Source organism: Pedobacter steynii (assembly GCF_001721645.1).
Lineage (GTDB): Bacteria > Bacteroidota > Bacteroidia > Sphingobacteriales > Sphingobacteriaceae > Pedobacter > Pedobacter steynii_A.
The window spans coordinates 4,877,747-4,892,820 of the sequence record NZ_CP017141.1; the positions used below are offsets into that span (position 1 = coordinate 4,877,747).

The 15,074-nt window shown below is 41.9% G+C and carries 14 protein-coding genes; 8 read left to right on the plus strand and 6 right to left on the minus strand.

Translation table 11 applies throughout. The annotated features are described in order from the left end of the window. The first annotated feature begins 110 nt into the window (after positions 1-110). On the plus strand, positions 111-542 hold the full coding sequence (locus tag BFS30_RS20210; protein ID WP_069380948.1) for a hypothetical protein: 432 nt from the start codon (positions 111-113) through the stop codon (positions 540-542). Positions 543-549: 7 nt separating this feature from the next. Here the strand turns inward: BFS30_RS20210 and BFS30_RS20215 are convergent, their stop codons facing one another. The 4 genes from BFS30_RS20215 to BFS30_RS20230 all read right to left on the minus strand — a co-directional run bounded on the left by BFS30_RS20215 (position 550) and on the right by BFS30_RS20230 (position 3,986). Next, positions 550-1,923: an NAD-dependent succinate-semialdehyde dehydrogenase gene (locus BFS30_RS20215; RefSeq protein WP_069380949.1), complete on the minus strand. Its 1,374-nt coding sequence runs from the start codon at positions 1,921-1,923 to the stop codon at positions 550-552. A 34-nt stretch (positions 1,924-1,957) separates the two neighbouring features. Continuing rightward, complete coding sequence (locus BFS30_RS20220; RefSeq protein WP_069380950.1) at positions 1,958-2,593, minus strand: M23 family metallopeptidase; 636 nt, start codon at positions 2,591-2,593, stop codon at positions 1,958-1,960. 9 nt (positions 2,594-2,602) lie between these two features. After that, positions 2,603-3,076 carry a DinB family protein gene (locus BFS30_RS20225; RefSeq protein WP_083252135.1) on the minus strand — a complete coding sequence of 158 codons (474 nt, stop codon included), beginning with the start codon at positions 3,074-3,076 and terminating at the stop codon, positions 2,603-2,605. 82 nt (positions 3,077-3,158) lie between these two features. After that, positions 3,159-3,986, minus strand: a complete 828-nt coding sequence (locus BFS30_RS20230) for a DUF6266 family protein (protein ID WP_069380952.1) — start codon at positions 3,984-3,986, stop codon at positions 3,159-3,161. Between the two features lie 525 nt (positions 3,987-4,511). Between BFS30_RS20230 and BFS30_RS20240 the strand changes: the two genes are divergently transcribed. Further along, a complete protein-coding gene (locus BFS30_RS20240) occupies positions 4,512-6,017 on the plus strand; it encodes a malate:quinone oxidoreductase (protein ID WP_069380954.1) in 1,506 nt (501 codons plus the stop codon). Positions 6,018-6,070: 53 nt separating this feature from the next. On the opposite strand, the gene BFS30_RS20245 is transcribed toward BFS30_RS20240, so the two are convergent. Then, positions 6,071-7,645, minus strand: coding sequence for a hypothetical protein (locus tag BFS30_RS20245; RefSeq protein ID WP_069380955.1), 1,575 nt, complete (start codon positions 7,643-7,645; stop codon positions 6,071-6,073). A gap of 4 nt (positions 7,646-7,649) precedes the next feature. Next, on the minus strand, positions 7,650-8,543 hold the full coding sequence (locus tag BFS30_RS20250; RefSeq protein WP_208602991.1) for an ABC transporter ATP-binding protein: 894 nt from the start codon (positions 8,541-8,543) through the stop codon (positions 7,650-7,652). Positions 8,544-8,673: 130 nt separating this feature from the next. On the opposite strand from BFS30_RS20250, the gene BFS30_RS20255 reads away from it, so the two are divergent. The 6 genes from BFS30_RS20255 (at position 8,674) to BFS30_RS20280 (ending at position 15,021) form a co-directional block, all read left to right on the plus strand. After that, positions 8,674-11,118 carry an AsmA family protein gene (locus BFS30_RS20255; protein WP_237028619.1) on the plus strand — a complete coding sequence of 815 codons (2,445 nt, stop codon included), beginning with the start codon at positions 8,674-8,676 and terminating at the stop codon, positions 11,116-11,118. A gap of 117 nt (positions 11,119-11,235) precedes the next feature. Next, complete coding sequence (locus tag BFS30_RS20260; protein WP_069380956.1) at positions 11,236-11,766, plus strand: RNA polymerase sigma factor; 531 nt, start codon at positions 11,236-11,238, stop codon at positions 11,764-11,766. 53 nt (positions 11,767-11,819) lie between these two features. Next, complete coding sequence (locus tag BFS30_RS20265; protein WP_069380957.1) at positions 11,820-13,061, plus strand: hypothetical protein; 1,242 nt, start codon at positions 11,820-11,822, stop codon at positions 13,059-13,061. Continuing rightward, entirely contained in the window at positions 13,045-13,605 is a 561-nt protein-coding gene (locus BFS30_RS20270) for a YceI family protein (RefSeq protein WP_069380958.1), read from the plus strand. Before BFS30_RS20265 ends, BFS30_RS20270 begins: the two co-directional genes overlap by 17 nt. An 8-nt stretch (positions 13,606-13,613) precedes the next feature. Continuing rightward, positions 13,614-14,552: a DUF5777 family beta-barrel protein gene (locus BFS30_RS20275; protein ID WP_069380959.1), complete on the plus strand. Its 939-nt coding sequence runs from the start codon at positions 13,614-13,616 to the stop codon at positions 14,550-14,552. A gap of 10 nt (positions 14,553-14,562) precedes the next feature. Further along, a complete protein-coding gene (locus BFS30_RS20280) occupies positions 14,563-15,021 on the plus strand; it encodes a ubiquinol-cytochrome c reductase iron-sulfur subunit (protein ID WP_069380960.1) in 459 nt (152 codons plus the stop codon). Positions 15,022-15,074: the final 53 nt, after the last annotated feature.

Genomic DNA, 15,074 nt, shown 5'->3' on the forward strand with positions numbered 1-15,074 from the left:
TCTGGTCAAGGTCTTTAGTCGGGTTCAGTTAATTTGCGATATGAGTTCAAATTTTTTATATTAGGATAAGCCTAACCAAATGCTAATCTTAATATAAACGAGCGGAATCTATGTTTGATGAACTGAGCAAATACAAACAGGGGAATTTCTTTTTTCAGGCTACGGATAGCTTGGTGGAAGTTTGTAATGTGGACAGGAACAAATATGGACTTTATCTGGTCTATGCCCTGAGGAAGGGCAGGGTGGAGTTGATTTATATTAATAAATCAGGTCCACCGGAAAAGCCGGGCCTTGTGGCAAGCCCGGGAGATATTGCAGATGACCTTCGTGAGAATCTGCTGAACGGTTATCAGTTTGGTGAAATTGAACGTAAGAATTCCTGGCCGGTCCAGATGATGATTGAGGATATAGAGGCTTTACATGTACACTGGTACGTAACCTATGACGACAAAAACAAGGACCTGCCTGCAACAATGAAATCCAGGATACTACAAATTTATCAGGGAATATATAGTTGTGTTCCCCGCTGGAATAAAATTTAAACCGTCTTTATTTGAGGTAAACTGTTTTGATGTTTACAAATTCCCTGATTCCAAATGAGCTGAGCTCACGCCCGTAACCAGATTGGTTGATTCCTCCGAATGGTAGTCTCGGATCTGACTTAACGAGTGAGTTTACAAAACAAGAGCCTGCATTCAGCCGTTTCGCTGCCAGCTCTTCCCCATGTTGCTGATTACCGGTAAATACCGCTGCTCCTAAACCAAAGGGACTGTCGTTGGCAATCCGGATGGCTTCTTCCTCATTTTTTGCTGTAAAAATCAAGGCTACCGGTCCGAATATTTCTTCTTCGTAAGCCGGCATTCCTTTTTTGATTCCGGTTAATATGGTAGGGGTGTAATAAGCGTGTTTACCTTTAAGCCCGGGGATTTTTCCGCCGAGAATACATTTCGCCCCGGCTTTAATATTTTCCTCTACCTGCTGATACAATTCATCCCTCAGGTCTATCCTGGCCATAGGGCCAAGGTCGGTGAGCTCATCAAAAGGATCACCGGTTACTTTGGATTGCATTTTCTCCAGAAAGATCCTCGTAAATTCTTTTTCGATCTCTTTTACAAGAATAAACCTTTTGGCGGCGATACAACTTTGTCCATTGTTAATCAGCCGGCTTTGCATGCAGATTTCCGCGGCCTGTTCCAGATCTGCATCTGCTAAAACAAGATAAGGATCACTTCCACCCAGTTCCAGAACGGTCTTTTTTAAATTAAAACCTGCCTGCTGGGCCACTTGTTTTCCGGCTTCGGTGCTTCCGGTAAGGGTAACTGCCTTCACCAAAGGATGGGCAATTACCGGTTTCACCTGTTTGCTGCTGATGACCAGTACATGGAAAATATCTTTAGGGAAACCGGCTTCCAGGATGACTTCTTCAATGGCCAGGGCGCATCCGGTTACATTAGAAGCGTGTTTTAACAAAGCTCCGTTTCCCGCCATTAATGCCGGGGCCAGGAAGCGGAACAGCTGCCAGAAAGGAAAATTCCAGGGCATTACGGCCAGTACCACACCTAATGGCTGGAAACTGACATAGCTTTTTGATGCTTCTGTTTTGATCGTTTCGTCCTTCAGGAAATCTGCTCCGTTTGCTGCATAATAATCACATACAGCCGCACATTTTTCAATCTCTGCAATTCCCGGAGCAATGGGTTTCCCCATTTCTTTAGCCATCAATGTAGCCAGCTCCAGCTTGCGTTTTAACAGGATAACCGAAGTGTTCCTGAGCAGTTCCGCACGTTCCGGAAAAGAGGTGTCTTTCCATTTTAGCCATGCAGAATGTACTTTTTCTATTTTTGAAGAAACCTGTTTTTCGGAATCTTCTTTGTAGGACCGGATTAATTTACCGTTAGCCGGATTAATGGAAAGAATGCTCATTTTTAATTTCTATTGATCATCAATACAACACTTATTAGGGCTTCAGGTTTTCCTTAATAAAAACAAGTGGATTGAAAAAGCGGAGATCCAGCTGTTTTTTGTTCATGGTCAGCCAGCTGGCACAACCATAATCGTCAAAACTTTTTCTGATTTCCAGGTGTAAATGATGGTAATCACCTCCATATTTCTTTGACTCTACAGGAGTAAATAAACGGGCAATTTTTACGTTTTCGTCTACTTGCTGGCCATTGCTGACATAAACTTCTTTTAAATGCTTGTAAGAAGTAAACATGATTTTACCATCAGGCAATTTATGTTTAAGCACTACTGTGCGCTGATTTTCGCCAAGGTGTACGGAGCAGACAATGCCTTTTGCCATTGGATAAACGCTAACCAGTTTACTTTTAGGCTTTAAAGGATTGATGTCTATAGCGGTATGTACATGGCCTTTCAGGTAGCTGTCGCGATGGTCTCCGAAAATACTGACCACCCTGATTTGTCTGGCGTCTTTGCGGTTAGCCACATCAAAAGGGAGATACCATTTACTGGCTACTGCATTTGGGGCAGTATCGGTATAATAAGGTTTCCACCGGTCACGGTCGCGCTCAATGGTCATTGGCGGGTCCGGGGCCAGCCATAGCAATATCATGGGGAAGAGTAATAGTTTCATAGCTTTATTTTAAACGAGGTGTTTCAATGCCATAATATATCCAAGATGCATGCTTTCATGTAAGGGGAGATAGCTGAGGATGTCATTGATGTTGTTCAGTTCTAGTCCGTAGCTGTTTACCCATGCACTGTAATGGTCAAACTTAGGCGTGTTAAGGTCTGCTTCCAATTGTGCTGTAGTGCTAATCAGAAGTGCTTTAATGTGTTCAATCTCTTCGGCAGAGACCGGTTTTTCGGGTTTGCTGCCTGGTTTATAGGATTGGATAAAGGAATCAGGGACAAGAGCCTCCTGTCCGGATTTTACATAACAAAGGTTCTGCTGGCTGGCGATTAAATGAGCCACATTCCAGATGATATTGTTGTTAAAACCTTCCGGGATCCGGTTTAACTGTTCTGTATTCAATTGTTCCACACTTTTCAGTATGGCAGACCTTAATTTTGTTAAGGTGATGATCTGAGGGAAATTTTCGTTGGGCATAGTCATGTAATCACCTATTTAGAAATGAAGAATGGGCTGTCTGTAATTATTTTGAAAGATAGTTATTTTCTTATTTTTTTCGCTTTTTTCAGCTGGGTTTTCCTGGCAGATGTTCAAGCTTCAGTTTGAGTGCATTATACTCTGTTTCCAGGTTCCGGAAGGCTTTGGTGTTCAGTTCAGTAGTGATACGAAGGTCGATAATCCTGAAATATTCTGCGGAGATATGATCAAACCTGTTTTTTAGTAACTGATACTTTTCCTGTTGTGCTTTTTCTTCAGGACTGCCTGCCTCGCCATTGAAATTGCCCAGGTATACACTGTCAGAAATTTGCTTTCCATCAGCCGATTTAAAGCAAATATAGGCTTCCAGTTGTTGTGCCAGATCTTCCTTGGAAAGGGGGAAGAAATGGGCTCCTGCATCCCGCCGGCAGGCGTTAATGCTACCGCTGGATAAGCCTTTTAATGGATGGCAAATCAGCACCATGACCATGTCATCCCGTCTTCCATTACCGGTATCCCAGCTGATTTGCAGGCCGGTATCTGTCTTCTGCATTTTCAGGTTTTCTGCAACCGGTAAATTGCCATAACTCAGTACCACCTTGCTGTAATCCACTCTGATGTTGGGATATTCGCCTTTTAAGGCCTGTTTTTTATTGTAGGAAGTAGCCAGGTTGTGCTGATTTTTAACTGTTCCTCTTGCTTCAATTTCAAAACTGGAATTGATAAAAGCAGTGATGGGCCTTAACAGGTTCATCGTTACCGTCATAGCCTGATAATTGGCCAGCTGGTCTTTACTGTGTTTATTGCGTTTGTGGCCAATGGTGCGTGTAACGACCTGCCCGTTTAAGATATAGGAAACCAGATTTCCTACTTTTCCGATAACTGGTCCATGAGGACCATAAGGAGATAATGCCATAATCAATAGGTTAATTGTTTTAATCCAAGTTACTCAAAGTTCTCTGTAAAAACAATATGATGACGACCGGAATTTACCTTGCAGACGTACGTTGTTTATACCAGCTTTCCATTTATCTGAGTTTTTTTTCTACTAATAGTGTGCCATTAATCAGTGTTGAATTGGCTATCAGCTGTATTAAGGCCCTGTCAACCCTCAGCAAATATCCATTAAAAGCTCATATAAATAAAAGCCTGGTGCAAAGGAGAACCCAGCTGGTTTCTGGCCGGCCTGAAACTAAAAATGACAAAGAGATGAGCAAGAGGATGAGATAGGGTATTTCTATTCTATTTGTGAATATTACAGAATTGAAGGAAAGAAGGGTGTCAACATACGCAATAAAATTAGATGGAATGAAATTTCACCTAAAATGGGTATTGTGTTTTTGGATCCGTTCAAAAAAAGAGAAGAATAATTAGGAAAACATCTGATTTTTTGAAGTATTATTTGATTATGTATTGTATTTTTGCAAAAAAATTCAAATAAATGACTCGTAAGAATAGTAATTCGGAAAAAACTGCGGATGTGGTATTGATTGGAGCGGGGATAATGAGCGCGACCCTAGGGATGTTACTCAAAGAATTGCAGCCGGATATCACCATAGAAATTTTTGAAAGACTGGACGTCGCTGCTGCGGAGAGTTCTGATGCCTGGAATAATGCAGGTACGGGACATTCTGCCTTTTGTGAATTGAACTATACCCCTCAAAAGGAAGATGGTTCTGTAGAAACCGCAAAAGCAGTAGCCATTGCCGAATCTTTCGAAGTATCCAAACAGTTTTGGTCTTTCCTGGTTCAGCATAACCTGGTAGGATCTCCGGAAACATTTATTAAGAGCATTCCTCATATCAGCTTTGTCTGGGGAGAGAAGAATGTTGAGTTTTTAAAAGAACGTTATTCAAAACTTCAGCAAAGCCTCCTTTTTCAGGGAATGGACTATTCTGAAGATCCTAAGGTGTTAAAAGAGTGGATGCCATTGGTCATGGACGAACGTGATCCTGCCGAAAAGGTAGCTGCTACAAAAATGACATTGGGAACGGATGTGAATTTTGGTGCCTTAACCCGAATGATGTTCAATCACCTTCAGAAAAAAGAAAATGTAAACATGCATTTTCATCATGAAGTTAAAAAGTTAAAACAAAAGAACGGTCTGTGGGAAGTTAAAGTGAAAGATGAGGCAACCGGAGATAAAAGAGTAGTAAAAGCAAAATTTGTATTTATCGGTGCTGGAGGTGGTTCTCTTCCATTATTGGAGAAATCTGATATTCCTGAAGGTAAAGGTTTTGGTGGTTTCCCGGTAAGCGGGCAATGGCTGAAATGTATCAATCCGGATGTCATTGCACGTCATGATGCAAAGGTGTATGGTAAAGCCTCGGTAGGAGCACCTCCGATGTCGGTACCTCACCTGGATACGCGTATGATTGATGGCAAAAGAGCATTGCTTTTTGGTCCTTATGCCGGATTTTCTACCCGTTTCCTGAAACATGGTTCTTTGCTGGACCTTCCTCTATCCATTAAAGTAAACAATATCCGTCCGATGATTTCCGCCGGATTGGATAACCTGCCGCTGACTAAATATCTGATCAACCAGGTACGTCAATCTCCGGAAGACAGAATGGAGGCGTTGAGGGAATATCTGCCAACTGCTAAAATGGAAGACTGGGAGCTGGAAACAGCAGGCCAGCGTGTTCAGGTGATCAAAAAGGATGAAGAGCATGGTGGAATTCTGGAGTTTGGAACGGAAGTGGTAACCGCTGCTGACGGATCTATTGCAGCATTGCTGGGCGCTTCACCTGGTGCTTCAACTGCAGTATCAATTATGATTACCTTAATGGAACGTTGTTTCGGAGAAAAAGTGAAAAGCCCGGAATGGCAGGCAAAATTGAAAGAAATGATTCCTTCTTATGGACAGTTGCTCAGCAATAATGTTGAAATGACAAAAGTAATCAGATCAAATACAACAGAGACTTTAAATTTGCAGACTGCAGGGTAGTGTTGATGAAAACTTATAAAAATGGCCATGGTGTAAAAACTATGGCCATTTTTTTACAAGTTTCTCGTCTGGTGCTTTCTTATCACAAAACTGCAGATCAACAGCAGTATGTTTATCATAAGAATGATACCCATCATTCCAGCATAGTTCTCAAAAGCTAACGCGCCAAGGTAATGCATTTGAGGTATTCCCTGAAAAACGATATAAGTCAATGCAAAAAACAGAATTTCGAATAGTTTTTTGCTGCCGCTAATGATGCCAAGGCAGGTGCTGAGCAATATAATAAACAGGGATCCATTGATGACCTGGAGCATAACCATGTAGTTGGAGGCCAGTAACAGGCGACAGATGACCGGTAAAGCCAATATCAGCAATAAGCTGAAACCTGCAATAATTTGCGCCGGTAGCATTCTTTGCAGGGGTTTATAGGAGGCATAAGTGAAATAATGAATCCGGTTGGTTTTCTCCTTTGTGCTGAGGTCTGATATTCTGCTCACCTGAAGGAACAACAGTACCGGAAGCAGAAAGGAACAGGCAAATGTTAAAGGGACAAACAGCGTGGCGATCCACAAGCCGATATTTATCGCCCATAGCCATTTTGAATCTTTTCTGATCATGAGCAACAGCTCCGTTTTGAAGAATGGAAAAATGCCATAAGCCGGTATGATGGCCGGAAGCGCAGATTTATGAAAAATGGTTCGGGTAGCAATTGTTCCTGTTGAAGCTGTTTCTTCCTCTTTTTTTCTTTCTTTTTTCATCGCTTGTTTAAAATCGAACCGGTGGAAGAAAAAGGAGGACAGGTAGACCATTGAAAGTATAAACCCCATCCATAGCATCCTGCTGAAGAGGTAAAATCCAGTCCAGGAAACGCCTTCCCAAACAAAAGTTTTATAGTCATTTCTGCTATGAATCGTATAGCCAAGGGATATCTTTTCAATATGTTCATTGAAATCGGTATTCACTTTGTTTTTTACACTGTTGACTACCGTTCTTAATCCAAAAGCATCAGTAATTACCTCCACCTGATTTTCATTGTTGTTATTGACATTACTCATGATTCCACCGAAAAGCAGAATGTAGATGAGGTATTGCAGAATGCTTTTCCTACCCAGAAATACCTCGGCCAATATGGCGAGGCCGGAGACCAGAAACATCGCAGGAACGACCATCAGAAAGTAAGGCAACAGAAAATCACTGAGCTGAAAAGGATAACCATGACTTCGGACAAAAAACATCAGAATGGCCACTAAAAGTGCAAAACCGGAAATGGTAAGCAGGACCAGCAGATTACTCAGGAGTTTGCTGAGCAGGTAACCAAAATTTGAAATTGGTGTGGTGGCAATGATCAACCCAACTTCTGTTTCAATGTCTTTTTTTATCCCGCTGTTTACCAGGAAGAAACCACATAAGGAAAGGATAAGCGTACTCATCATAGCCGATACGTGGCCTACCCATGCGGAATTGTAGACTCCCCGATACCCGGCCATGGTAAAGGTGGTGTAGTTTGCATCGGGGGTTGGAACAAAAGACCAGGCGGCATAAATGGTTACGGCAAGCGTAATGAGGAAGGCATAACTACGGCTGCGTTGCAGGTAGTCTGCTTTAATGATGGGATATAGATAGTTCAAAGCCTTAATGCTGATTTTGGGTTAAAAATAAATAGACATCTTCTAAACCGGCGGTTACATTTCTGGCTCCGGCTTCCATCTCCGTAGCATTGGAAATGTAGCGCAGTTGTGTTTTTTCTGCCTGTCTGCTGGTATTGATCACCTGGTGTCTGGCTTTAAAAGCTTCCAGGTCAGTATGAGCAATGGTGGTTTCAAAAACCCTGTTTTCAATTCTTCCGATGATTGCCGAAGGGATGGCTTTATCAATCAGCTTTCCGCTTTTCATGATGGCCACTTCGTCGGCTATGGTTTCAATATCGGAAACAATATGTGAAGAAAGGATAACGATTGCCTCACTGGCCATTTCCGAGATCAGGTCACGAAAACGGACCCGCTCTTCGGGGTCAAGACCTACGGTAGGTTCATCAAAGATCAATACTTTCGGGTCATTGAGCAGTGTCTGGGCAATTCCGATTCTTTGCTTCATCCCTCCGGAATAACTTCCTATGGGGCGTCTGGCATCTGCCGTCAGGTTCACGCCATCGAGCAGCATATCAATCCTTTTGCGCAGGCCCGGTCCTCCGACACCTTTCATTGCGGCAATATATTCCAGGAATTCATAGGCATTCAGGTTGGGATAAACCCCGAAATCCTGTGGCAGATAACCCAGTATTTTTCGGATGCTGTCTGGATTTTTGGCGATGTCTTCTCCGTTCAGAAACAAGGTGCCGCGGGTTGGTTTGCTGATGGTCGCAATAATCTTCATCAGGGTGGATTTTCCGGCGCCATTCGGGCCAAGCAAGCCCAGTACCCCTTTATCAATGGTAATGGAAAAATCAGATAGTCCTGTTTTTTGCTGGTTGTATTGTTTGGTTAGGTTTTTAATCTCTAAGGTCATGGTTTTCGTTTCTATAGGCATGAGACGTAAGCATAGAGAAGAAGGTTACCGGCGGCAGGTTAATTAAGGCATATTTTTCGTATTATTGATTATACTCCAGCTTTATGCCGGTTTGAAAACAATTTGCAGCTCAAAAATGTTAGCTATTTAAATGGAAAAACTGCCTCGCTGGTCTAAAATAGCCCTCAAAATATTCGCAGGCCTCGTAGCCTTAGTCCTGATTGTCTTCACTGCACTTGGATTGTATGTCAATGCCAACAAGAAAGCCCTGCTGGAAACCATCACCAAACAACTGAACAAGAACCTCAATGGTAGTCTGACCATCGGAAATATGGAGCCTACTTTCTTTAAAGGTTTCCCCGGCGTTTCCATCAGTCTCAAAAATGTGGTGATGAAGGACAGTCTCTGGAAACAACACCAGCATACTTTACTGGATGCGAAAGACTTTGACGTTTCCGTAAATACCATGGCTTTGTTGACGGGTACGATTGAGATTAAGAAAATAGGCATCAGTAATGCCACCATTTACCTGTATACCGACAGCAATGGGTATAGCAATACGGCAATCTTCAGAAAGAAAGATAAAAAGAAAAAGCCCGAAAATGAGGAGGATAGTTCAGATGCAAGATTGAAAAAATTCAACCTGAGTAAGGTGAATTTTGTGGTGGACAATCAAAAAGGACATAAACTTTTTCAGTTTGATGTAGATGAGCTGAAGGGGGATATGGATTATTCCTTTTCCGGCTGGGAAGCAAAATTAAAGCTGAAGACCCTGGCCAGAAGTCTGGCTTTTAATACCAGGAGGGGAAGTTTTATAAAGGATAAACTGTTGGAAGGTCCTTTTAAGATCAACTATAATGAAGATAGCGGAATAATTGATGTGGCACCTAATCAATTGAATATTGGAAAAGACCCTTTCCTGATTGGTGCTAAATTTGATACCTCAAAAGAAAACACGGAGTTTACCATTAATATTAAAGCTCCTGGTATTCTTTGGAAGGATGCTGCGGCGCTATTGGCTCCGAATATCAGCGCTAAACTAAATATGTTTGACCTGAAGGTACCTATAGATGTCACCTGTACGCTTGCAGGAAATATGGGGCCGGGTGGTGATCCTGAGATTAATGTAACGGCATTGGTAAAGGATAATGTGCTGACTACCCCAGGTGCGGTTGTCGATAGCTGCAACTTTAAAGGGGTTTTTACCAATAATTATGAAAAGGGCAAGGGCTTCACAGATGCGAACTCCGCCATAAAACTCTACCAGTTTAAAGGAAGTTATAGTGAAATGCCTTTTTCAATTGATACCATGTTTATCCATAATCTGGATAAACCTATTGCTACAGGCGTATTCAAATCGAAATTTGAAATCTCTAAGCTCAATAAAGCTATTGGAGAAGAGACTCTGAAATTTACTAAAGGGGTTGCGAATGTGAGGCTGGCTTACCGGGCAGATATTGTAGACTTTAAATTGTCGAAACCCATTGTGACCGGGGTGGTAGACATTGTAAATGCAGATGTAAGCTATGTGCCCAGAAAGTTGAATTTTACGAATACCGCGATTTCACTTAATTTTACGAGTAAGGATCTTTTTATTAAAAATATCCGCTTGCAGAGCGGTAAAAGTGTGGTGTTGATGGATGGGACGATCCGCAATTTCTTAAACCTGTATTATACCGCTCCGGAAAAAATCCTGTTGAACTGGCAGATCACCAGTCCGGAACTGCATCTTGGGGAATTTTTTGGGTTTCTGGGCAGCCGCAAACCAGCGAGGAAAGCGAAGCGAAACACCAGGCACAGTAATTTTTCGGATGATATGAACGACCTCTTTGAAAAAAGTATGGTCGATATGCATTTAAGGGTGGCAAAAGTGTATTACAATAAGTTTGTGGCCACGGACGCTACCGCAGATCTTTTTCTTTCAGAGTCCGGAATAGGATTAAAAAACATCAGTGTTAAACATGGGGGAGGTTCATTGAAAGTAGATGGAAACATCTCTCAAAAAGGAGGTTTGAATCATTTTTCTATCAATACCACCCTAAGCAATGTAGACATTAAAAATTTCTTTTATTCTTTTGACAACTTCGGACTGAAAAGTCTGACCTCGAAAAACCTGAAAGGCTTTTTGTATTCCAAAACAAAGATTGGGGGATCGATTACCGATCAGGGTAAATTGGTAACCAACTCCCTGAGGGGGAATATTGCATTTGACGTTAAAAGAGGGGCTTTACTAAAATTCGATCCCATCAGAAACGTGGGTAAATTTGCTTTCCCTTTCCGGGATCTGGATAACATTACTTTCGAAAACCTGAACGGCAGATTTGACATCATGGGACCCCGGATTAAAATCAATCCGATGCAGATCAATTCGAGCATTCTCAATATGGATGTTGCCGGAATTTATTCGATGTCTACCGGAACGAATATAGAGGTGGATGTCCCACTTAGAAATCCAAAAAAAGACGAGGACATTACCGATAAAAAAGAAATTCAGGAACGCCGGATGAAGGGTATTGTACTTCATTTGCTGGCAACCGACGGGGAAGATGGGAAGATCAAAATCAAATTGGTACGGAACCACAATAAAGGGAAATAACCGGCCTTTTTTATACCTGTAATCAATTCCACAAAATATTTCATTAAATTTCAATATGCAGGCAACCTATTCCAGGTTGCCTGCGTACTTGTGTATATAATGATTTAACTTTTTTACGTGGACGACTCAATCATTCAGGATTTAATAGATGGCTGTAAAAAGAAAGACCGGAAAAGTCAGAAAGGACTTTATCAGGGATATTATAGCTATGCCATGAGGATGTGTATTCGTTACGCGAAGGATAAAGATGAAGCGATTGAACTGGTTAATGATGGTTTTCTGAGGGTGTTCATCAATATTCACCGGTATGATAAATCAAAACCATTTACACCATGGTTGAGTACCATTATGATCAATACTTCAATAGATCATTACAGAAAGCAAATAAGGCGTATGGAAATGGAAGAATTAAATGCAAAACATGAGATGGAGGATCAGGAAAGTATCCTTGCTCATATTCATTATGAAGAACTGATTAAACTGGTACAAAAGCTTTCCGTTGCATACAGAACTGTTTTCAATCTGTTTGCCATTGATGGTTATTCTCATGAAGAGATTTCTTCAATGCTTTCGATTTCCGTAGGAACGTCTAAGTCAAACCTTTTTAAGGCCAGAGAACAATTGAAAAAAATGCTTAAAACCACCTGATCAGATGTTGATCATAAAGTAAAATATAAAATAAACCAAGTTAAAACACCATTATGGAATTAGACGATAACGAGTTTGATGCCGCCTTTAGAAAAAGGGTGTTCGATGCTGATCCACAGTTTGAGGAAGCGGCATGGGACAAAATGGAACATAAACTCAGAAGAAGAGAACGTGTAGTTCTGTTCAGGAAGGGGAGTGTGGTGTTATCGCTGTTGCTTTTAGTTGGATTGATCGGATATTATTCTTTTGATAAATCAGGCCCGAAAAAAAATAAACCCGAGCTGGTTAAAGAAATAAAAGGAGTTCAGGAGAAAAAAGAGTCGATACCTGGAAATGAAGAACTGAGGTCTGGAAATAAAGAGGTATTGCCTGAAGATGATGGGTTAAAGATTGGAAATGAAAGTCTGTTGTCTGAAAACAGATCAGGAACTCAGCATCAGCTTAATGGAACAAGGCTTATCGAAGAAGAAATTGCTGCAAATGGTGCAGAGCAGGTTAACAGGGCAGGGCAAACTAAATATCTGGCTGAGCTGAAAAAAACGGATTTGAATGCTACCCATGTATTTGGAGAATCAAAACTTGCAGGACTTTCTTTAACTCCTTACGACCATACAGGCCCGTCCGGATTATCCAAACAAACTGAACCTGTTGTAAATAAAGCTGCGGAGGCCGACAAAAAGAAAATCAGGACAAATTTAAAAAGACCTGTTCCGATGAGCCTTGCTTTAAGCGCAGGACCTGAGTTTAACTCTGCTTCGTCACTCATTGGTGGTAAGGGAGGTTTTAATGCAGGACTGACTTTCAGTATGGGAATTGCAAAGAATTTCAGGCTTCAGACCGGACTTAAATATAGTGTTAAAGATTATGCAACGGATAGTTATGCCTATCGCATGAGAAATTCAAAAATTCCGGGATTGATATCCGGAATTGATGCTTCCTGTGCGGTGTTGGAAATTCCGTTGATCGCCTCCTATACGGTGGCAGAGAATCAGCAAAGGAGTATAGACCTGAACCTTGGGCTTTCCAGTTATCTGATGCTGAAAGAAGATTATACATTTAAATATACACCCGGATCGGGAATAGCAGATCGTCTGGTGGAGAAAAGGAATGCGAATCAACACCTGATGAGTGTGGTTGATCTTTCCGCTACTTACTTTATCAAACTGAAAACCGAGAAATTTAAAATAGGAGTAGAGCCTTTCGTTAAGATACCATTAACGGGGGTTGGTGAAGGTAAAGTGAACCTGAAATCAAGTGGGATTTCTTTAAAAATACGCTATGACCTGGATAAATAACATAAAAAGGCTGCTCCTTGCAGGAGTCTTTTTAGCCATTCAGCTAAATGCTACAGCACAGAACTTTCTCGGCAAAAATATTAAGCTGGCATTGTATTCCTCTACACCATTGGAAGACATCCGTGCAGTGAGTAATAAGTGTAGTGGGGTAATCATTAAGGAGCGAAGGGAAATCGCTTTTCAGGTACCGATAACGAGTTTTGAGTTTGATCGTAAACTAATGCAGGAGCATTTTAACGAGAATTATATGGAGAGTGAACGCTATCCACAGGCAAAATTTAAGGGGGTTATTGATCCGGGACCGGATCTGGGTAAAGATGGGGTGTATCAGGTAACGGCGACTGGAATATTAACCGTTCATGGCGTAGATAAAAAAAGAACAATTCCTGGAAAGATCAGCATCAGTAATGGAGAAATACAGGTTTCTGCAGCATTTAAAGTAGCCTGTGTGGACCATAAAATTAAGATTCCAAAGCTGATGTTCACGAAAATTGCAGAGCAGATCAATATCAAAGTAGAGGGTAAGTTTAATCAGTTAAAATAATAAGCATCATGAAAAAGTTTAGACGATTTCTGGTTCCCATATTGCTGATCGCTGCCGGTGCCCATGCACAGGATGCAGACTCGCTGTTGAAGACATTGGACAGTGTAGATAAGAAGGAAAAAATAGCCGCTACCTTCAAATCAACACATGTGGTCTTGTCTCATTCTACAGAAACGGAAAAGAAACATGACCTGGATTTACGCATCAGGCACCACTTTGGTGATATTGGCGGAAAATTTGGAAGTGCACATACCCTATACGGCCTGGATGTAGCTTCCGATTTGTTTATCGGATTGGATTATGGAGTGTCTGATCGTTTTACCGTAGGAGTGGGCAGAAGCAAACAGGAGGAAATGTTTAACTTCTCCGGGAAATATAAGCTGCTGCAACAGGATCTGGCCAAAACGATGCCGATAAACCTGACCCTGTTTGCACAAATGGGCTGGATTGCCCGAGAGCCGTTTAGCGAAAACGAGTTTTCTAAATATAGCGACCGTTTTTCCTGGATTTTTCAATCCATCATCTCCAGGAAAATTTCTTCCAGGCTTTCTTTACAGGTAATGCCGGGGCTGACGCTCAGAAAGAATGTCTCTGATACCAGAGATCCGGAAGCCCTGGTTTCTGTGGGGTTTGCCGGAAGAATGAAACTGACTAAACGTTTCTCTTTTGTAGCAGATTATACCCTGGTAAATGGCTTGTCGAGACCTACTGATCTGAGTCAGGCTTATTACAATCCGCTGGGGGTAGGGTTGGAAATTGAAACAGGCGGGCATATATTTTCCCTCAACTTTATGAATTCCGAATATATTCTGGAGAATAACTTTATCACCAATACTAAAAAATCATGGACCAAGGGCGGCGTCAGGTTCGGCTTTACGATCTCCAGGAATTTCACCTTGTTTAAATCTAAAAATAAAGACCCGGATAAACGGTCAGATATCTACTAAACTAAAAATTATGGAACGCGACGAATTTATCAAATCATTAGGATTTGGGCTGGCATTGGTATGCTCAGGATCCTGTTTTCAGGCATGTGGTGGCAAAGGTGATACTGGTACACCGGACCCCACTCCAAATCCACCAGGAGGTGGCGGAAATACCGCTTCTGTGAACCTGGCTTCTCAACTGTTAGCCGTCGGCGACCAGGCGACGGCAAATGGGGTGTTGTTCTTTAGAATTGCGGCAGGAAACACCAGCAGCTCTTTTGTAGCTACTGAAGCGCTCTGCCCGCATCAGCAAGGGGCATTGGTCTGGAAACAGAGCTTAAATAAGATCCAGTGTCAGTTGCATGCTTCAGAATATAGTACCAGCGGTGCCGTACTTCAGGGGCCACAGAATACAACCGGTACGACGAGGACGTTGAAAATATACGCTACGGTAATCAGCAACAATACACTAACGGCAACTATTGCCTAGGTTTTTAGGGGAGGGGGATTGGGAAGAGACTTACTGTCTCTTCCTTTTTTCTT

Coding starts and splice junctions, on each gene's coding strand:
- BFS30_RS20210 (WP_069380948.1), top strand. CDS start 111: ATGTTTGATGAACTGAGCAAATACAAACAGGGGAATTTCTTTTTTCAG.
- BFS30_RS20215 (WP_069380949.1), bottom strand. CDS start 1,923: ATGAGCATTCTTTCCATTAATCCGGCTAACGGTAAATTAATCCGGTCC.
- BFS30_RS20220 (WP_069380950.1), bottom strand. CDS start 2,593: ATGAAACTATTACTCTTCCCCATGATATTGCTATGGCTGGCCCCGGAC.
- BFS30_RS20225 (WP_083252135.1), bottom strand. CDS start 3,076: ATGACTATGCCCAACGAAAATTTCCCTCAGATCATCACCTTAACAAAA.
- BFS30_RS20230 (WP_069380952.1), bottom strand. CDS start 3,986: ATGGCATTATCTCCTTATGGTCCTCATGGACCAGTTATCGGAAAAGTA.
- BFS30_RS20240 (WP_069380954.1), top strand. CDS start 4,512: ATGACTCGTAAGAATAGTAATTCGGAAAAAACTGCGGATGTGGTATTG.
- BFS30_RS20250 (WP_208602991.1), bottom strand. CDS start 8,543: ATGCCTATAGAAACGAAAACCATGACCTTAGAGATTAAAAACCTAACC.
- BFS30_RS20255 (WP_237028619.1), top strand. CDS start 8,674: ATGGAAAAACTGCCTCGCTGGTCTAAAATAGCCCTCAAAATATTCGCA.
- BFS30_RS20265 (WP_069380957.1), top strand. CDS start 11,820: ATGGAATTAGACGATAACGAGTTTGATGCCGCCTTTAGAAAAAGGGTG.
- BFS30_RS20270 (WP_069380958.1), top strand. CDS start 13,045: ATGACCTGGATAAATAACATAAAAAGGCTGCTCCTTGCAGGAGTCTTT.
- BFS30_RS20275 (WP_069380959.1), top strand. CDS start 13,614: ATGAAAAAGTTTAGACGATTTCTGGTTCCCATATTGCTGATCGCTGCC.
- BFS30_RS20280 (WP_069380960.1), top strand. CDS start 14,563: ATGGAACGCGACGAATTTATCAAATCATTAGGATTTGGGCTGGCATTG.